General features: G+C 70.2%; 20 protein-coding genes. 6 read left to right on the top strand and 14 right to left on the bottom strand.

Annotated features, from left to right (window positions below):
• The coding region (locus AC30CM_RS05795; RefSeq protein ID WP_490115870.1) for an MCE family protein at positions 1–779 on the top strand (779 nt) is incomplete at its 5' end.
• A gap of 57 nt (positions 780–836) precedes the next feature.
• Here the strand turns inward: AC30CM_RS05795 and car are convergent.
• Positions 837–4,376 (bottom strand): carboxylic acid reductase, encoded by a 3,540-nt coding sequence (car, locus tag AC30CM_RS05790; RefSeq protein WP_490115869.1) that lies wholly within the window; start codon positions 4,374–4,376, stop codon positions 837–839.
• Positions 4,377–4,563: 187 nt separating this feature from the next.
• Between car and AC30CM_RS05785 the strand changes: the two genes are divergently transcribed.
• Positions 4,564–5,511, top strand: coding sequence for an SAM-dependent methyltransferase (locus tag AC30CM_RS05785; protein WP_490115868.1), 948 nt, complete (start codon positions 4,564–4,566; stop codon positions 5,509–5,511).
• Positions 5,512–5,535: 24 nt separating this feature from the next.
• Here the strand turns inward: AC30CM_RS05785 and AC30CM_RS05780 are convergent, their stop codons facing one another.
• The 4 genes from AC30CM_RS05780 to AC30CM_RS05765 all read right to left on the bottom strand — a co-directional run bounded on the left by AC30CM_RS05780 (position 5,536) and on the right by AC30CM_RS05765 (position 8,434).
• A complete protein-coding gene (locus AC30CM_RS05780) occupies positions 5,536–6,549 on the bottom strand; it encodes a DMT family transporter (RefSeq protein WP_490115867.1) in 1,014 nt (337 codons plus the stop codon).
• 62 nt (positions 6,550–6,611) lie between these two features.
• Positions 6,612–6,902: a hypothetical protein gene (locus tag AC30CM_RS05775; RefSeq protein ID WP_490115866.1), complete on the bottom strand. Its 291-nt coding sequence runs from the start codon at positions 6,900–6,902 to the stop codon at positions 6,612–6,614.
• Between the two features lie 41 nt (positions 6,903–6,943).
• Complete coding sequence (locus tag AC30CM_RS05770; RefSeq protein WP_490115865.1) at positions 6,944–7,372, bottom strand: type II toxin-antitoxin system Rv0910 family toxin; 429 nt, start codon at positions 7,370–7,372, stop codon at positions 6,944–6,946.
• Positions 7,373–7,399: 27 nt separating this feature from the next.
• Positions 7,400–8,434: an esterase family protein gene (locus AC30CM_RS05765; RefSeq protein WP_490115883.1), complete on the bottom strand. Its 1,035-nt coding sequence runs from the start codon at positions 8,432–8,434 to the stop codon at positions 7,400–7,402.
• Positions 8,435–8,680: 246 nt separating this feature from the next.
• Here AC30CM_RS05765 and AC30CM_RS05760 point away from each other — a divergent pair, with 246 nt between their 5' ends.
• Positions 8,681–9,058 (top strand): heme-binding protein, encoded by a 378-nt coding sequence (locus tag AC30CM_RS05760; protein ID WP_490115864.1) that lies wholly within the window; start codon positions 8,681–8,683, stop codon positions 9,056–9,058.
• Here AC30CM_RS05760 and AC30CM_RS05755 read toward each other — a convergent pair.
• A complete protein-coding gene (locus AC30CM_RS05755; RefSeq protein ID WP_490115863.1) occupies positions 9,055–9,921 on the bottom strand; it encodes a rhomboid family intramembrane serine protease in 867 nt (288 codons plus the stop codon). The two genes, AC30CM_RS05760 and AC30CM_RS05755, sit on opposite strands and share 4 nt — an antisense overlap.
• A 204-nt stretch (positions 9,922–10,125) precedes the next feature.
• Here AC30CM_RS05755 and AC30CM_RS05750 point away from each other — a divergent pair, with 204 nt between their 5' ends.
• Entirely contained in the window at positions 10,126–11,505 is a 1,380-nt protein-coding gene (locus AC30CM_RS05750) for an SLC13 family permease (RefSeq protein WP_490115862.1), read from the top strand.
• Between the two features lie 13 nt (positions 11,506–11,518).
• On the opposite strand, the gene AC30CM_RS05745 is transcribed toward AC30CM_RS05750, so the two are convergent.
• The 8 genes from AC30CM_RS05745 to rpmB form a co-directional block, all read right to left on the bottom strand.
• Positions 11,519–12,313: an acyl-CoA thioesterase gene (locus AC30CM_RS05745; protein ID WP_490115861.1), complete on the bottom strand. Its 795-nt coding sequence runs from the start codon at positions 12,311–12,313 to the stop codon at positions 11,519–11,521.
• Positions 12,314–12,325: 12 nt separating this feature from the next.
• On the bottom strand, positions 12,326–13,477 hold the full coding sequence (locus AC30CM_RS05740; RefSeq protein ID WP_490115860.1) for an alpha/beta hydrolase: 1,152 nt from the start codon (positions 13,475–13,477) through the stop codon (positions 12,326–12,328).
• Between the two features lie 56 nt (positions 13,478–13,533).
• Positions 13,534–14,004, bottom strand: a complete 471-nt coding sequence (locus tag AC30CM_RS05735) for an SRPBCC family protein (RefSeq protein WP_490115859.1) — start codon at positions 14,002–14,004, stop codon at positions 13,534–13,536.
• A 96-nt stretch (positions 14,005–14,100) separates the two neighbouring features.
• Positions 14,101–14,487: a hypothetical protein gene (locus AC30CM_RS05730; RefSeq protein WP_490115858.1), complete on the bottom strand. Its 387-nt coding sequence runs from the start codon at positions 14,485–14,487 to the stop codon at positions 14,101–14,103.
• Positions 14,484–14,741, bottom strand: coding sequence for a 30S ribosomal protein S18 (gene rpsR / locus AC30CM_RS05725; RefSeq protein WP_490115857.1), 258 nt, complete (start codon positions 14,739–14,741; stop codon positions 14,484–14,486). The genes AC30CM_RS05730 and rpsR overlap by 4 nt, the downstream gene beginning before the upstream one ends.
• The gene (rpsN, locus tag AC30CM_RS05720; protein ID WP_490115856.1) at positions 14,741–15,046 is read right to left on the bottom strand and encodes a 30S ribosomal protein S14; all 306 of its coding nucleotides are present in this window, start codon (positions 15,044–15,046) and stop codon (positions 14,741–14,743) included. Before rpsN ends, rpsR begins: the two co-directional genes overlap by 1 nt.
• A 1-nt stretch (position 15,047) precedes the next feature.
• Positions 15,048–15,212, bottom strand: a complete 165-nt coding sequence (gene rpmG / locus AC30CM_RS05715; protein WP_490115855.1) for a 50S ribosomal protein L33 — start codon at positions 15,210–15,212, stop codon at positions 15,048–15,050.
• On the bottom strand, positions 15,212–15,448 hold the full coding sequence (gene rpmB, locus AC30CM_RS05710; RefSeq protein ID WP_490115854.1) for a 50S ribosomal protein L28: 237 nt from the start codon (positions 15,446–15,448) through the stop codon (positions 15,212–15,214). The genes rpmG and rpmB overlap by 1 nt, the downstream gene beginning before the upstream one ends.
• 112 nt (positions 15,449–15,560) lie before the next feature.
• Here rpmB and mrf point away from each other — a divergent pair, with 112 nt between their 5' ends.
• Complete coding sequence (gene mrf / locus AC30CM_RS05705; protein WP_490115853.1) at positions 15,561–16,754, top strand: ribosome hibernation factor-recruiting GTPase MRF; 1,194 nt, start codon at positions 15,561–15,563, stop codon at positions 16,752–16,754.
• Positions 16,751–17,005, top strand: a complete 255-nt coding sequence (locus tag AC30CM_RS05700; RefSeq protein ID WP_490115852.1) for a type B 50S ribosomal protein L31 — start codon at positions 16,751–16,753, stop codon at positions 17,003–17,005. Before mrf ends, AC30CM_RS05700 begins: the two co-directional genes overlap by 4 nt.
• The last annotated feature ends 72 nt before the right edge of the window (positions 17,006–17,077 follow it).

Raw genomic sequence — 17,077 nt, 5'->3', positions numbered from 1 at the left:
AGTTCAACACGCTGTTCGAGACCGTGGTGTCGGTGGCCCAGAAGGTCGACCCGGTCAAGCTCAACGAAACCCTCACCGCCACCGCCCAGGCGCTCGGCGGACTCGGCGAACGCTTCGGACAGTCCCTGGAGGACGGCAACACCATCCTCGCCGACCTCAACCCGCAGATGCCGCGCATCCGCGAGGACACCCAGCGCCTTGCCGACCTCGCCGACGTCTACGCCGACGCCTCGCCGAACCTGTTCGACGGCTTGAACGATGCCGTCACCACCGCCCGCACTCTCAACGAACAGCAGGGCAACGTGGACCAGGCGCTGATGGCCTCGGTCGGCTTCGGCAACACCGCGGGCGAGGTGTTCGAGAAGAGTGCCCCGTACCTGGTGCGCGGCGCGGCGGACCTGGTCCCCACCAGCGAGCTGCTCGACGAGTACAGCCCCGAGATCCTCTGCACCATCCGCAACTACCACGACTCCGCCAAGGACTTCTCGTACTTCGGTGGCGGCAAGAACGGCTACTCGGTCGTCTTGCGCAACGAGTTGGTCGGCGCGCCCAACCCCTACGTGTATCCGGACAACCTGCCGCGGGTGAACGCCAAGGGCGGCCCGGAGGGGCGGCCGGGATGCTGGCAGAAGGTCACCCGTGACCTGTGGCCGGCGCCGTACCTGGTGATGGACACCGGCGCGTCGATCGCCCCCTACAACCACCTCGAACTCGGCCAGCCGTTGGCCATCGAGTACGTGTGGGGTCGCCAGATCGGCGAGAACACCATCAACCCCTAGCGATTCGTGCACGTTCGTCCGCGCCGAGCGCGGACGAACGTGCACGAATCGGGTGGATCAGAGCAGACCCAGCAGCGTCAGGTCCGTGACGTACTTGACGATCACCTCACGCGTGACGTGCGGAATGTCCTTGTCGGGTCCGATCTTCGCCTCTTGTACCGCGGCGCGGAACCGGTCGGTGGGCGCCATGGCGCCGTGCACCGGCACGTCGGGCTTCTGGTAGTTGTGCAGCAGCGGCAGCAGCGACGCGTTGCGCTGCCGTTCGGGCAGGGCCCGCAGCGACGTCTCGAAACGCGTCAGCCACGTCGCGTAGTCGCCGACGCGCGCCACCGGGTACCCCGCGTCGATCAACCAGTCGACGAACTCGTCCATGCCGATGCCGTCGTCGTGCGGGTTCATCACGTGGTAGGTCTCGAAGGCCCCCGGCGTGGCCGCGACGTGGTCGCCCAGCGTCGAGATGGCCTCGGCGATGAACTCGACGGGCAGGCCGTCGTAGTGCGCCCGCTGGCGCTTGCCCTCGGCGTCCAGCTCGTAGAACGATTCCGGCGCAATGCCGGTCGCCACCAGGCTCAGCATCATGCGGGTGAACATGTCGGGCAGGTTCAGCTGTCCGGCGTAGGTGGTGTCGGCCAGGATCATGTCGCAGCGGAACACCGACACCGGAAGGCCGCACAGATCGTGAGCCTCGCGCAACAAGACCTCGCCGGCCCACTTGCTGTTGCCGTAGCCATTGGCATAGGCGTCGCTCACGGCCCGACTCGGGCTCATCACCCGGATGTCGGCGTCCTCGACGAAGTGTCCCGGCTCGATGCCCCAGCCGACACCGATGGTCGACACGTAGGCGAACGGCTTGATCTTCGTGGTGATGGCGATGCGGATCAGCTCCGCGGTACCCAGGGCGTTGGGTCCGAACAGCTGGCTGTACGGCAGCACGTGGTTGACCAGTGCGGCCGGGTCCACGATGAAGTCGACGGTGTCGGCCAGCCGCTGCCAGACCTCCTGCGAGAGACCGAGATTGGGCTCACCCTTGTCGCCGGCTATGACCTCGAGGTGATCGGCGGCCAGCTCGCGGTAGTGGGCCAGCAGCTTCGGGTCCCCGCTGTCGAAGGTCGCGTCGAGGCGGGCGCGCGCCTCCTCGTCACTACGGGCGCGCACCAGGCAGATCACCTTGCCGTCGACCAGGTCCATGCGCTCCAGCCACTCCAGCGCCAGGTAGCGGCCCAGGAAGCCGGTGGCCCCGGTCAGCAGGACGGTGCGAATCTCGTTGCCCGCCTTGGGCAGCGTCGCGGCGGCCGCCAGCGTGTCGGCATCGATGAACTTGTCCAGCGTGAGGTCGCTCGCGTGCACCTCGGTGGCGTCGCGTCCGTGCACGGCGGCGTAGGTGGGGCGCTTGGCGCCGCCACTGCGTTCGGCCTCGACGTAGGCGGCGATGGCCGCGAGGTCACTGGCCGGGCTGACGATGACGCCCACCGGGACGTCGACGCCGTAGATGTCGTGCAGCAGGTTGGCGAACGTCAGCGCCGACAGCGAGTCTCCGCCGAGGTCGGAGAAGTGCGCGGTGGGGGCGACGTCGGAGACGGCCGCACCCAGCAGGGCCCGGGCGGCGCGGCCGACGGTCTCGACGACGGGTCCGTCCGCACCGTGCTGCCGCAGCGCCCGCAGTTCCCCGGCCTGACCGTCGGCCAGGTCGACGTAGAGCTGCTCGAGCGCCTCGCCGTAGCGTTCCTTGAGCCGCGGCCATGCCAGCTTGCGGATGCCGGTCAGCAGACCGTTCTCCATCGTGAACGGCTCGGTCTCGACGAGGAAGTCGCGCGGGATCTCGTAGGACTGCAGGTTCGCGGTGCGGGCCGCGTCCTTGAGCGACGCGCTGATCGCGTTCTTGAGGTCCTCATCCTCGCCGTGACGTGCCACGGCGTCGTCGGTGGGCACCACGACGGCCAACAGATAGGGCCGAGCGCTGTTGCCGTACAGGAAGATCTGGCGCACCAGCGGGCTGCCGGTGAACGCGGCCTCCAACTTCGACACCGTGACGAACTCACCTTGCGACAGCTTGAGCACGTTGTTGCGGCGGTCGACGTAGCGCAGCCGGTCGGGTCCGAGTTCGGCAACCACGTCGCCGGTGCGGTAGAAGCCGTCGTCGGTGAACACCTCGGCGGTGACCTCGGGGCGCTTGTAGTAGCCGGGGAACAGCTGCTCGGACTTCACCAGCAGCTCACCGCGTGGGAACGGGACGTCGGTGGCGTAGTAGCCGAGTTCGGGAACGTCGACCAGCTTGTACTCGAGCACCGGTGGGCGCCGCACCTGCTCGTCGACGAACACCGCGCCGGCCTCGGTGGAGCCGTAACCCTCGACGAGGTGCAGGTCGAGCAGCTCGGTGACCCACGCCTTGAGTTCGGGCGTGATGGGGGCCGAGCCCGTGATGGCGGAGACGTAGCGTCCGCCCAGCAGATTCTGGCGCATGTCGTCGAGGACGCGCTCCTGCTCGGCGACGCCGGTGGCGTCGGCGCGGGCCACGCGGCTCTCGTACTCCTGGTGCAACATGTCCCAGATGCGGGGGACGAAGTTCATCTGCGTGGGCCGCGCGAGGGCCAGGTCCTCCAGGAACGTGGACAGGTCCGCGCGGGCCGCGAAGTAGGCGGTGCCGCCGGCGGCCAGGGTGCCGTACACGACACCGCGCCCCATGACGTGGCTCATCGGCAGGAAGTTCAGCGTGATGGACGGGACGGTGCCCTGCTTCTCGTCCCAGTGGTTGAGCGAGCTGGCGCCCCACAGCTCGGCGACCTTGTGCTCGGGGTACATCGCCCCCTTGGGCGCACCGGTGCTGCCGGAGGTGTAGATGAGCAGTGCGAGGGGGTCGTCGCCCTCCCCGGTGGCGCTGCGGGCGGGCAGCTCCCGACCGCGCGCGATCACCTCGCCGAGGGTCTCGACGGGGATGCCGAGCCGGGCGCGCGCCGCGGTCAGCGCGTCCAGGTGGTCGTCGACCTCCAGGTGGACGTCGAACACCACCAGGCGCTTGGGTGCGGGGCCGGCTTCGATCAGGGCGATGGCGTCGTCGAGGTAGTCGATGCTCGACGCGATCAGGGACGGCTCGGTCTCGGCGATGATCGGCTGCAGGGCCGTGTGCGCGGCGCTGGTCTGCAGCGGCACGGAGACGGCACCCAGCTGGGTCAGCGAGGTGTCGACGGTGGTGTAGTCGGTGCTGGTGAAGCCGAGGATGGCCACCCGGTCGCCGGGGGCGACGATTGGACCGGAGTCGCCGGGGGCGACGGGCGCGTCGGCGAGGGCGGCGGCCACGGCGCGTACGCGGGCGGCGAGTTCACCGTAGGTGACGGTGTCGAACCGGGGCTGCAGCGTGGCGACGGTACGGCCGGCGGCGTCGGTGGTGAACTCGACGGCGCGCTGACGCAGCGCGGGGCGTTCGGCGTAGCCGTCGAGGACCGTCAGCACGGCGTCGGGCAGCCGCTTGCCCTCGACGCTCGCAGCGACTGCCGGGTCGGGCTTGGCTGCGGCGAACTCCGGATCAGTGGCGTACAGGTCGGCGATGCGTTGGTTCAGCCGGCCCTCGCGCGCTTCGAGTGCTGCCGTCTCCTCGGACATGGCATCTCCATTCTCGTGGGCTCGTGGGAGTTGGGTGGGGAGCTCCGTTGCTCACCCAGCGATCACAACGTTAGCAAAACTAAAGATATGCCCGACTCCCTGAACTGGGAGTTCCCTGTGAGGAATGGCATTCCAGGCCTGCTGGTTATAGTGACTAACCAAAAGGTGAACGGAGGAAACCACCCCAATGCCACGCACCGCAGACGACACCTGGGACCTCGCGACCAGCGTCGGAGCCACCGCCACCCTGGTGGCCGCCGCCCGCGCGATTGCGACCAATGCGCCCGAGCCCCTCATCGACGACCCGTTCGCCGAACCCCTGGTACGCGCCGTGGGAGTGGACTTTCTCACACGCTGGGCCACCGGTGAGATCGACGGCGCGCAGTACGACGTCGAGGGCGTGCCGTTCGGCCTGGGCATGATGCCCGTCGCCATGGCCGCGCGCACGCGGTTCTTCGACCAGTTCTTCGCCGAGGCGGCCGCCGCAGGCATCCGCCAGTTCGTCATCTTGGCCTCGGGCCTGGACGCCCGGCCGTACCGGCTCGAGTGGCCCGACGGCACCGCGGTCTACGAGATCGACCAGCCCCAGGTGATCGCGTTCAAGCGCAGCAAGCTCAGCGCACTCGGCGCACGGCCCAAGACCGACCTGCAGTCCATCGCCATCGATCTGCGCGACGACTGGACCACGGCGCTGACCGCAACCGCGTTCGACCCGACGAAGCCCTCGGCCTGGATCGCCGAAGGACTACTCGGCTATCTTCCGCCCGAGGCGCAGGACCGCCTCCTCGACGACATCACGCGTCTCACCGCACCCGGGAGCCGGCTGGCCACCGAGGCCGTGCCCAGCATCTCCGACGCCGACCGGGACGCGATGACCGAGAAGATGCGCAGCGTCACCGACAAGCTGCGCGAGGACGGCCTGGACCTCGACTTCAGCGAACTCAGCTACCCCGGCGAACGCCACGACGTCGCCGACTACCTGTCGACCCGCGGGTGGACGTCGGTGGGACTGCCCATGGGCGAACTCCTGAGTTCCCACGGATTGCTGCCCGCGGACCAGGCCGCGGCCGACTCGGCACCGGACCAGCAGGCGGTGACGCCCGTCGTCTACTACACGTCGACCCGCACTTCCTGAGCCGACCGGCGCAGCGCCGCGGGGTCACTCGCCGCGCTGCGCCCCGGTGTGTTGGCCGCGCTGCGCCGCGGTGTTCTCGCCGCGCTCCGCCGCGGGGTACTTGCCGCGCTCCGCCTCGGTGTCTTCGCCGCGCTCCGCCGCGGTGTGCTCGCCGCGCTCCGCCGCGGTGCTCTCCAGCTCCGCCTCGTACGCACCCTCGTCGCGCCCCAGCGCCACCGTCGCCGCCGTCATCGCAACGATGGCCACGGTCAGGGCCACGGCCTCGTGGCGCCCCGCGTCAAGCACTTCGCCCAGCAGGATGGCCCCGAGGAACACCGCGACCACGGGTTCGAGCACCAGCATCGTCGGCACCGACGTCTGCAGCGCACCTGCATGGAACGCCGACTGCTGCAGCAGGGTGGCGACGATGCCCAACATCACCAGGGCATACGGCGCGGGCGTGGTGAGCAGACTCGCCAATCCTCGCTGGTCGAGCATGTGCATCACGATCTTGGTCACGACCGCGACGACACCGAACAGCACGCCGACCGCGCCCGCGAGCAACGCCGCCCGCTGCCACCCCGTCCGGCGCACCGCGATGGCCACGCACGCCACCACGACGGCCGCACAGCCGACGCCGACGGCGACGCGCACCTGCAACGCCGCGGGCTGTTCCTGCGGCCCCGGGCGCGCGAGCATGACGAAGACCGCCAGCGCCACGGTGAGCAGTCCGGCCCACGACCATTCGCCGCGGGTGACACGACGTTTCGACAGCCGCGCGGACAGCGGCAGGGTGAACAGCAGCGCCGACACCAGGAGCGGAGCGACCAGGATCAGGGAACCCTTGATCAGGGCCAGCGCCTGGAACACGTACCCCAGCACGGCCGCCCCGGTCCCCCACCACCACAGCGGACGCCGCAACAGGGTCAGGAACATGTGGGTGCTGACGCCCTGTTCGGACGGCACGTCCAGGGTGGCGCGCTGCCGTACGACGATGCCGACGGCCATCGAGATCGCGGCGCACAGCGCCAGGACGACGACCAAACCGTGGGTCAGCACCCGCCTCGGCATCCCTTCATCGGTTCAGCGACACCCCCGTCGCTTCCACCGTAGAGGGTGCACTACACCGCTTCTAAACGAACGCGTCCGACCTGCGGTTCCTCGGGTTCCGGGGGCAGCGGGTCGATGCGGTCGCTGACGCGGGTCACCACGGTGTCGACGCGCTGCACCGCGGCGTCGCAGAGCCCCCTGGCCTTCGAGCCGGCGGCCGCCCCCGCCGCGTCGATGTCGTCGGCCGCACTCAGCAGATACGACCTGACGTTCAGCCGAAATCGGTCACCGACACGGCGCACCCGGCGGCGCAGCCGGTCGTCGACGTCGACGGTGACGTAACGCAGTACGCGAATTGCCATGTGTGCAGGCTAGCGAAGATGCCCGCCGACATGCCGGGTCGTCAGGCCAGCGCCGCCAGGTTGTTCACCGACCGTTCCACGTCGGAGCGGATCACCCTGGCCACCAGACCGCCGACCGGACCGCTGAGCAGACCGCCCTTCAGTTCGGCCAGCACGTGGAACCGCGAGCCCGGCGGCTGCGCGTCCACGGTCATCGTCAACCCGATCCGGACCCCACCGAAGCCGTGCCCGTCGAGGGCGATGCGTCGCGGCTCGTCGTACTCCGTGACCCGCCAGTGAATCGTGTTGCGGAACCCCTTGACCTTGATGCACGACGACACCGCGGTGCCCTCGGTGATCACGTCGGGCACGGGGCTGCGCCAGCCACCGAAGATCGTCAACCACTCGTCGAAGCGCGCCAGATCCGAGGCCATGGCCCAGGCACGCTCCGGGGACAGATCCGAGGACACCGACACGTCGACCTTTGCCATGGCACCCCTTTACCCATTCCGCCGGAATCAACCCAGCGGTGCGGCGGGCAGCGGCACACCCGGTGCCGGCGCACCGGCCGGCGGCGGGGTTCCCGGCGGGGCCGCGGGCACGGCGCCCAGCACCCGCTGCAACTGCGGCTTCATGGCGAGCAGTTGCTGACCCCAGTACCCCCAGCTGTGCGTGCCGTTGGCGGGGAAGTTGAAGACGGCGTTGCGCCCGCCGGCAGCCTGGTAGCGCTGCTGGAACTCCTTGTTGGTGTTGACGGTGATGGTCTCGAGGAACTGGGCGCTGTACATGGTGCCGAAGTCGCCGCCCGGCGCGTCGAGATCCGACGAGCGGCCGTTGCCGCAGTAGATCCACAGTGCGGTGTTGTTGGCGACCAGGGTCGGGATGTTGACCATGGGATCGTTGCGCCGCCATGCGGGATCGTTGGTGGCACCCCACATCTGCTGTGCGTTGAAGCCGCCCGCGTCCTTCATCGCAAAGCCGATCATGGTGGGCCACAGCCCCTGTGACGGGTTGAGGTAACCCGACAGTGAGCCCGCGAAGATGAACTGGCTCGGATGCCACACGGCGAGGGTCAGCGCGGCGCCGCCCGACATGGACAGGCCGACGACGGCGTTGCCGTACGGCGAGATGCCCCGATTCGCCGCCAGCCAGGCGGGCAGCTCCTGCGTGAGGAACGTCTCCCACTTGTAGGTGACCGCGCCACTGTTGGAACTCGCAGGCTGATACCAGTCGGTGTAGAAACTCGACTGCCCGCCGACGGGCATGACCAACGACAGCCCGGAGTCGTGGAACCACTCGAAGGCAGGCGTGTTGATGTCCCAACCGCTGAAGTCCTCCTGCGCGCGCAGGCCGTCCAGCAGGTAGACCGCGTGCGGGCCGCCGCCCTGGAACTGCACCAGGATGTTGCGACCCATCGCAGCCGAGGGCACCTGCAGCCCCTCGACGGGCAACCCGGCACGCGAGAACGCGCCCGCGGTCGGTGTCGGCGCGACGATGCCGAACAACGCGGGCAGCAGCAGTACCGCGAGCAAGACCCTCGCCAACCGCCTCATCGAACTCACCGGTGCACTCCTTCGTCCGTGGTGTCGATGCCGAACGTAGGCAGTGCCGACGGCGATGACCGCGAGGCCACGCACCGCGTGACCGGCTCGTGATCAAGGCGTTTCACGATCGTTGGCGTTGGAATTGGCTCCGTGTCGGCTGTGCGCGTTCGGCGAACACCCTGTGAATGAGCTTGGAGAGCCCGCCTGCGGCGCGCTGGGTCGGCAGACTCTTCGTCAGACCGAGAGGAGCACGTCATGTCACCGTCCGCAGTCACCGCCCGCCGCACCCTCGTTGCCACGGGGCTGTTCGGCGCCGCGCTGGTCGGCGCGCTGCTGGGCCCCGTCGCCCCGGCCTTCGCCAACGAGGATCCGGGCGCCAACCCGCCGAACTGCAGCGCCGCCGACCTCGAGGGCGTGCGGGCCGGTGTCGACGCGTCCACGTCGGCGTACCTGTTCACCCACCCCGATCTGAACGACTACGTCACCAGCCTCAAGGGGATGTCCCGCGAGCAGGTGTCGACCAAGACGCAGGCGTGGTTGGCCCAGCACCCGCAGGAGCAGGCCGAGATGACCGGGATCCGGCAGCCGCTGGTCGACATCAAGAACCGCTGCGCGGCCCCGCCGGCCCCCTAGAGCCCGATGGCGTTCACCAACACGTCGGTGCGCCACCAGACGAGCACGACGAACAGGGCGAGTACCGCGACGGACACCGCCACCTGAACCAGGTTGCGACGCTCCCGCGGTGCGTTGGCGAACACCCAGCCGACGGCGGCGCCGGTCACCAACCCGCCGACGTGGCCCTGCCAGCTGATGGCCCCGGTGCCCAGGGCCGGACCGATGAAGGTGATCGCGAGGTTGAGCACCACCAGCCCCGCGATCCACCTGACGTCCAGGTTGAGCGTGCGGGCCATGACGAACGTCACGCCGAACAGGCCGAAGATGGCACCCGACGCGCCCAGGGTGGGGGTGTCGACGGGCGTGAGCAGGTACACCAGCACCGAGCCACCGATGGCGCTGAGGAAGTACAGCGCGGTGAATCGCAGTCGGCCCAGCCACCGCTCCAGCTGCGGGCCGATGACGTAGAGCGCCCACATGTTGAAGAGCAGGTGCACGATGCCCGCGTGCAGGAAGGCCGACGTCACCAGGCGGTAGAACTGGTCGCCGTAGGCGATGCCCCACGGCCACAGGACGAACTCGCGGTAGACGTCCGGTGACATCTTCTGCAGCACGAACATCACGACGTTGACCGCGATCAGCACGTAGCTCACCAGCGGTACGGTGCCGAGCTTGCCGCCGAACGGCGTGGTGGGCCGGCGCACCGCGCGGTTCGCCTCGTCGATGCAGTCGACGCACTGGTGGCCGACGGGTGCGGTGCGCATGCACTCACCGCAGATGTACCGCTGGCAGCGCGTGCACTGCACGTACGTCGGCCGACCGGGATGCCGGTAGCAGCTCGGCGGTGCGCCCTGCGGCGCCTGCGGGTACGGGTAGCTCACGGCACCCACTCTCCCACTCGGGGTCGGCACCGTGCACGCGGGAATCGCCCGTGCGCTCGGTCGCACTCAGCGATCCGACAGCCGATTGGCTGCGTTCTTCAGGTTGACCTCTCCCCGTGCGGTCAACATCTCTGGCGGCAATCGTTCGGATCGGCGGGAGACGACGTTGGGAATGGTGACCGTGGGCAGCGTCCTGGTCTTGCCGTGCGGCACCCGCACCGGGGCGGGCTGACCGCGGTGGTGCACGGTGTCGGCGCGACGGTGCTCGCCGTCGCCCTGGTGGCGGTCGTGATGGTGTTCGCCGTGGCGCGGCCGCGCGGGCTGCCGGAGATCGCCGCGGCGCTACCGGCCGCGGTCGTCGCGGTCGCCGCCGGGCTGGTCAGCTGGCCGGCGGCGCGCTCCGCGATCACGGAGATGGCGCCGACGGTCGGCTTCCTGGCGGCCATCCTGGTACTCGCCCACCTCGCCGACGCGATGGGCGTGTTCACGTGGATCGCCGACCGGCTGCGGCGGGGCTCACGCGGCTCCCCCACGCGCCTGCTGCGCCTGGTGTTCGTCGCGGCGTCGGCGACCACCGCGATCCTCAGCCTCGATGCCACGGTCGTGCTGCTGACACCGGTGGTGATCGCCACGGCCCAGGCGATGCGGATGGACCCACGGCCACACTCCTACGCCAGCGCCCACCTGTCGAACACCGCCTCGACCTTGCTGCCGGTGTCGAACTTGACGAACCTGTTGGCCTTCACCGCAACGGGTTTGACGTTCGTGGAGTTCACCACGGTGATGGCGCTGCCGTGGCTGGTGTCGATCGTCGCCGAGTTCGTGGTGTTCCGGATGTTCTTCGCCCACCAACTCCGGACACCCCACCGGCTGGGCGATGCCCCCGGTGCGGCCAGGGCCGACGGGGTGGAGTCGGCGGACTCGAAGGGGTCGGCGGACTCAGCGGACTCGGCAACCGGCGCGTCCGCCCACGATGCACCCCCCGCCACGCCGACGACGGCACTGCTGGTCCTCGCCCTGACGCTCGCCGGGTTCGCGGTGTCGGGTTTCGTCGGGGTGGCGCCGGGCTGGGTCGCGGCGGCGGGCGCCGCGGTGCTGGCCGGCTTCGCGCTCCGAGGCGGGCACACCACGGTGCGCCGCACCCTGGCCGCGGCCGACGTCCTGTTCTGCGGGTTCGTGCTGGCGCTGGCCGTCGTGGTGGCGGCGGTCTCCCACGGCCCGATCGGGCGCGCGCTGGGCGAGCACCTGCCGCACGAATCGACCTTGGTCGGGCTCCTGGTGGTGGCCGCCGCGGCGGCCGTCATCTCGAACCTGGTCAACAACCTGCCCGCCACGCTGCTGCTGCTCGCCGCCCTCGGCACGCACGCGCCGCCCCCGCTGATCCTGGCGATGCTGCTGGGGGTGAACGTCGGCCCGAACCTGACCTACGTCGGATCGTTGGCGATCATGTTGTGGCGCAGGGCATCCGCTGCGGCGGGCGCCGCACCGCAACTGCGGGTCTACACGCTGCTGGGGGTGCTCACGGTGCCGGCGACGCTGTGCCTGAGCGTGCTCGCGCTCTGGGTGGGGGTCGCCGTCGGCTAGCTCCGCCGTACCGCTAGACGCGCCACAGTGCCTCCTGGGTGGTGCTGGCGACCAGCGTCCCGTCGGCGGCGTAGAGCGATCCGGCCACCAGGCCGCGGGCATCGCTGTTGTTGAGCGACCGGACGTCGTAGCGGTGCCACGCATGCGGATCGAAGGGCCGGTGGAACCACACGGCGTGGTCCAGGCTGGCGGCGAAGCCGATGCCGGGTTCGAGGGGCACGCCGGGCGGTCTGGCCACCGGCACCGGGCCGAAGTCCGACATGAACGCGAGCATGCACGCGCGGATCAACGGGTCGTCCTCGATGGCGTCGCGTGTGCGGATCCAGAACGGCGGCACGGCGAACGTGGTGTCGTCGCCCGGGGTCACCCGGATGTCGAACCGGTCGGCGAACCCCAGGCTCGGCCGCTTGGGCACCGCGTCGTCGAACTCGAGGACGGGCAGCGTCGGCGGCTGCCAGTCCGCTTCGGTCTCCGGACGGTGGAACGACGCGATCATCTCGAGGATCACCTTGCCGTTCTGGACGGCGGTGACCCGACGGGTGTCGAACGATCGGCCGTCACGCGTGCGCTCCACCTGCAGTTCGACGTCCACTCCGTACTGCCCGCCCCTGACGAAGTAGAGGTGCAGCGACTGCGGCAGCTTGTCCGGTCCCACCGTGGCACCGGCAGCGCCGAGAGCCTGGGCGGCGATCAGGCCGCCGAACAGCCGCTGGCCCGGGCCCGATTCGGCGTTGGGGGCGGTGAACACGTCACCCTGGCGCTCGAAGTCGAGCAGGCGAGCGATCCAGCTGGGCGCCGAGGGTGTCATCGAACGCAAACCCTAGCCCACGGGCGATTGGGGCCCCTGCCCGTGCTCGCGCAACCACGACGCGGTGAGCTGACGGAACGTCTGCTGACCGATGCTGCCGGGCCTGCCGTCGAAGACGTGGTCGGCGAACGGGATCGACACGGTGCGCACCTGGACGCCGGCTTCGCGCGCCCTGCGGGTGAACTCGTAGGCGCCGCTGGTGGGGACCAGGTGATCGGCGGCGCCGAGCACGATCAGGGTGGGCGGTGCGGCCGGGCTGACGTGCGTGATCGAGGCGACGGCCGCGTAGCGCTCGGGTACCTCGTCGGGCGAACCTCCCAGATAGGCCAACGCGAAGCCGCGCGCGGTCTCCGAGAGCAGGACGTCGGAATTGGTGAACACCGACGCGGGATCCACGGCGGGGTACAGCGTCGCCACGGCGCCGGCCCGCGGCGGCACCCCGCCGCACGACGAGCGTTGCGTGCCGGTGGCACTGGAGTAGGCGGCGTTGATCGCAAGGTTGCCGCCCGCCGAGTCGCCGGTGAGCGAGAGCCTGCTCGGGTCGCCGCCGTAGCGCCCCGCGTTGGCGGCCACCCACACCATGGCGCAGCCGATCTGGGCGTCGACGACGTCCCACAGGTTGCGGGCGCGCGCCGACAAGGCGTAGTCGACGGAGAACACCAGCCAGCCCTGGTCGGCGAACCAGCGCAGGTCCGAGGCATGCGCGAAGCGATCGCCTGCCACCCACCCGCCTCCGTGGATGAACATCAGTACCGGGGCGGGGCGGCCTGGCGCCGGCCGGAACACGCTGACGCGCAGCGGTTTTCCGTCGGCGACGCTGAAGGTGTCGGTGGCGTCCGGCGGCGCGGCGTCGGCGCCGAAGACGCGCAGCGTCTGCAGCAGCGACACGTGCGCGCCCGCCGCCTCGGCCGCGCCGACCTGGCGGGCCACCACGTAGCCGCCGCCCACCACGGTGAGTGCGGCGACGAGGACGATCGCGATCGCGATCCGGCTGCGCCGCCAGATGGCGATCGTCAACGCCAGCAGCCCGCCGAGGAGTGCCACGATCACGACCCACGTCATCACGGGCGCCACGAAGCCGGTGAGCAGACCGACGACGGGCACCCGGTAGAGCAGCGTGCCGGTGACGCCGACGGCGGTGACGGCGACGACGCCGGCCGCCACCGTCAGGGCCCCTGCGGACAGGAGGCGGTGTCGAGCAGGCGTGTCCACGGACGCCGTCAGTCGCGGGCTCGGGCGGTTTCGCGTTCGGCGGCCCGCACCAGTTGCCGCGAGAGTGCCACGATGGCGCCGCGCAGCAGCGCCCGCATGACCGGCCCGGTGCCCGGCACCCCCTCGACGAACCGGCCGCGCCAGGTCAGCCGGGTGCCGCCGGACTCGGTGGGCGTGAAGATCGCCTCGCCGTGATAGTCCTTGGCCGGGGACGACGGCGCGATCAGGGTGTAGACGTGCCGCCGATCCTGCTCGTAGGCCACGGTCTTCTCGAGCATCATCACGGGCCACAGGCCGACCTTGCGCACGGCGCCGACACCGGCCGGCTCGGGTTCTCCGGTGGCCGCCCAACTCGATTGGAAGACCACGGGTTTGGCCCACTGCGACCAGCGGGCTCCGTCGGTCTCCAGCCGGAACAGCGTCGCCGGTGGCGCGCTGCTGACGCGGTTCACCTCGAACGTGAACGTTCGACCGCCCATGTCGCCTCCCGCCGCCGTCGGCCCGATGGCTGGGACCTTACCGGAGATCCGGACGACACCCATCGGGCCGGTCGACGCAGGCGTCAATTGGCAGCGTCAATTGGCGGCGGCGACGCCCGCGGGGTCGGACAGCCGGCTGCGCAACCGGACGGGCAGCGCGGCGACGTCCCACCGCCCCGCCTCGATCCACCGTGCCAGCAGCATGGCGTCGTCCGCCGTGGCGACCGGGCCGAGCCACGCGGCGGGCCCCGCAGGCGTGCGGTCGCCGAAGCACGGTTGCAACATCACCAGGGCGCCCGGCTCCTCGTGCCGGGATCGGCAGAGCCATTGACTCAGTGGGCATTCCGCCACCACCAGCATGCCGTGCGGGCAGCGTCGGACACTCGGGCGCAACGCCTCCAGCACTGCTGCGCTCGTCAACTCCCCGGCGGCGGCACAGCCCGCACACACGATCAGCGTGAACGGTCGCCGGGTCGCGGTCACCGCGGCCGGCCGGTCGGGTAGGGCAGCAACGCCATCTCGCGCGAGTTCTTGATGGCCGCGGCCACCTGGCGCTGCTGCCGCACGGTCAGGCCGGTCACCGAGCGGGCGCGGATCTTTCCGCGGTCGGAGACGAACAACCGCAGCGTGGTGGTGTCCTTGTAGTCCACGGTGTCCATGCCGAGCGTGGTGAGCATGTTGCGGCGCGGCGGCCGACCATCCGCGGCGCGGCGCGGAGTCCGGTTCCTGGCGGCCATCACCAGCTCGACTTCCGCACGCCGGGCAGGTGGCCCTCGTGGGCGAGTTCGCGCACGCGCACCCGGGAGAGCCCGAACTTGCGCAGGTGGCCACGCGGTCTGCCGTCGACGGCGTCGCGGTTGCGCAGCCGCGTCGCGCTGGCGTCGCGCGGTTGGCGCGCCAACTCGGTGACCGCGGCCGCGCGGTCGTCGGGCGTGCTGTGCGGCGCGGCGATCACGGCCTTGAGTTCGGCGCGCCGCTCGGCGTACTTCGCGACGATGGCCCGGCGGCGCTCGTTCTTGACGATCTTCGACTTCTTGGCCATGTCAGCGCTCCTCGCGGAAGTCGACGTGGCGGCGCAGCACGGGATCGTACTTGCGCAGTACCAACCGGTCGGGGTCGTTGCGCCGGTTCTTCCGGGTGACGTAGGTGAAACCCGTTCCGCCAGTGGACTTGAGTTTGACGATGGGCCGAATGTCAGTGCGCGCCATCAGATCTTCTGCCCTTCACGGCGCAGGCGCGCCACCACGGCGTCGATGCCGTCGCGGTCGATCACCTTGATGCCCTTGGCGCTGACCCGCAGCCGGATGCGCCGCCCTTCCGAGGCGAGATAGTAGGTCTTCACCTGGATGTTGGGGCGCCACGTGCGCGGGGAGCGGCGGTGGGAATGCGACACGGTGTTTCCGAAACCGACCGTGCGGCCGGTGATCTGACACTTCGCCGACATCGACGGGCCTCCTGACTGTGAACCTTCTTGTTGAAAACGGTTTTCGACAACCGTCGCCTCGGAGGGTAACGTAGGCGGGACACTAATGAAAATCGTTGTCGATAGGAGGACGGTGCGCACACCGCTGTTCCTGGTCGTGGGCCAGGGCGACACCGACGCCGTGACCGACGCGCTCCTGCACCGACCGGGCACCCTGGCCGTCGAGCACCGCTTCGACGGCCACGTGGTGCGCCGACGCCTGCTGGCGCTCCAGCACGGGGACCTGGTGACCAGCGAGACCCCCCTCGAACTCGCCCACGGCTGCGTGGCGTGCACGGTGCGCGACGACCTACTGGTCCTGCTGCGCAAGCTGCATCGCCGCGCCGACGTCCACCGCATCGTCGTCCATCTCGAGCCGTGGCTGGAGCCGGAACCGATCTGCTTTGCGGTCAACCACGTTCGCGTACACGTAGGACCCGGCTTCACCGACGGCCCGGCAGCCCGCGACGTCGAGATCATGGGTGTCGTCACGTGCGTCGACAGCACCGCGTGGCTGCCGGGCGCCCTCGGTGACGACGAGCTGGCCGACGGCCGCACCGTCGCCCAGGTGGTGGTCGGCCAGGCCGAGTTCGCCGACGCGCTGGTGCTCGACGCACCCGAACCCACCACGCTCGAGGTATTGCGCCGGCTTGCCCCGCGTGCCCGCATCACCGTCGGGCCGGCCCGCATCGAGCACACGCTGAACCATCTCGAACCACGCGCGCGCCGCGGCCGAGGCGACGATCCCCACGGACCGCTGCTGGCCGGTCAGCCACCGCTGACGACGGCGGGGCCGGTGGGACTGGTCGAGTTCGCCGCCCACCGGCCCTTCCACCCGCAGCGCCTTCACGACACGCTCGACGTCCTGCTCGACGGCGTCGTGCGGACCCGCGGCAGGCTGTGGCTGGCAGGTCGGTCGGACCACGCGATGTACCTGGAGTCGGCGGGCGGCGGCCTACGCGTGAGTTCGGCAGGAAAGTGGTTGGCCGCCATGACGTCTCGCGAGCGCGCCTACGTGGACCCCGAACGCCGCGCCATGGCCGACCTGCGCTGGCACCCCGTCCACGGCGACCGGCACACGTCGTTGACCATGCTGCTGTGCGGCGCCAGACCGATGGAGATCGAAGGCGCCCTACGCGCGGCGCTGCTCGACGACGCCGAGATGTCCCGGCCCGGGACGTGGCCGGGGTTCCCCAACCCGTTCGGCGACTGGCACGAAGATCCCTGCGACCACGCACTCGCCGACCAGACCACCGACGGCACCAGCCACCGAGGAGACCACCGATGAAGCCCGGCATCCACCCCGACTACCGACGCGTCGTCTTCCAGGACGCCACCACCGGCGCCACGTTCCTCACCCGCTCGACGGTCGCGACCACGCGCACCATCGAGTGGCAGACCGCCGACGGGGTCGAGACGTTGCCCTTGGCCATCGTCGAGGTCAGCTCCGACTCCCACCCCTTCTGGACGGGACAGCAGCGCCTGCTCGACACGGCGGGCCAGGTCGAGAAGTTCCGCCGTCGCTACGGGACGCGCTGAACGGACTCAGCCTCCGGCAGGCACCGGGTAGCGGTCGTTGACGTCGGCGTTGCCGTCCTTGCGAGCGCAGTG

The sequence above is a fragment of the Mycobacterium sp. DHQP2018-32-09 genome (assembly GCF_058148405.1).
Note: the sequence above shows the minus strand (reverse complement) of the source record. Positions and strands in the feature narration are given on the sequence as shown.

What these genes read in the sequence shown, in the direction of transcription:
- AC30CM_RS05770 (WP_490115865.1), bottom strand. Translation starts at nt 7,372, where the DNA reads ATGGCAAAGGTCGACGTGTCGGTGTCCTCGGATCTGTCCCCGGAGCGT.
- AC30CM_RS05775 (WP_490115866.1), bottom strand. Translation starts at nt 6,902, where the DNA reads ATGGCAATTCGCGTACTGCGTTACGTCACCGTCGACGTCGACGACCGG.
- rpsR (WP_490115857.1), bottom strand. Translation starts at nt 14,741, where the DNA reads ATGGCCGCCAGGAACCGGACTCCGCGCCGCGCCGCGGATGGTCGGCCG.
- AC30CM_RS05785 (WP_490115868.1), top strand. Translation starts at nt 4,564, where the DNA reads ATGCCACGCACCGCAGACGACACCTGGGACCTCGCGACCAGCGTCGGA.
- AC30CM_RS05765 (WP_490115883.1), bottom strand. Translation starts at nt 8,434, where the DNA reads ATGAGGCGGTTGGCGAGGGTCTTGCTCGCGGTACTGCTGCTGCCCGCG.
- rpmB (WP_490115854.1), bottom strand. Translation starts at nt 15,448, where the DNA reads ATGTCGGCGAAGTGTCAGATCACCGGCCGCACGGTCGGTTTCGGAAAC.
- AC30CM_RS05735 (WP_490115859.1), bottom strand. Translation starts at nt 14,004, where the DNA reads ATGGGCGGTCGAACGTTCACGTTCGAGGTGAACCGCGTCAGCAGCGCG.
- AC30CM_RS05760 (WP_490115864.1), top strand. Translation starts at nt 8,681, where the DNA reads ATGTCACCGTCCGCAGTCACCGCCCGCCGCACCCTCGTTGCCACGGGG.
- rpmG (WP_490115855.1), bottom strand. Translation starts at nt 15,212, where the DNA reads ATGGCGCGCACTGACATTCGGCCCATCGTCAAACTCAAGTCCACTGGC.
- car (WP_490115869.1), bottom strand. Translation starts at nt 4,376, where the DNA reads ATGTCCGAGGAGACGGCAGCACTCGAAGCGCGCGAGGGCCGGCTGAAC.
- AC30CM_RS05745 (WP_490115861.1), bottom strand. Translation starts at nt 12,313, where the DNA reads ATGACACCCTCGGCGCCCAGCTGGATCGCTCGCCTGCTCGACTTCGAG.
- rpsN (WP_490115856.1), bottom strand. Translation starts at nt 15,046, where the DNA reads ATGGCCAAGAAGTCGAAGATCGTCAAGAACGAGCGCCGCCGGGCCATC.
- AC30CM_RS05700 (WP_490115852.1), top strand. Translation starts at nt 16,751, where the DNA reads ATGAAGCCCGGCATCCACCCCGACTACCGACGCGTCGTCTTCCAGGAC.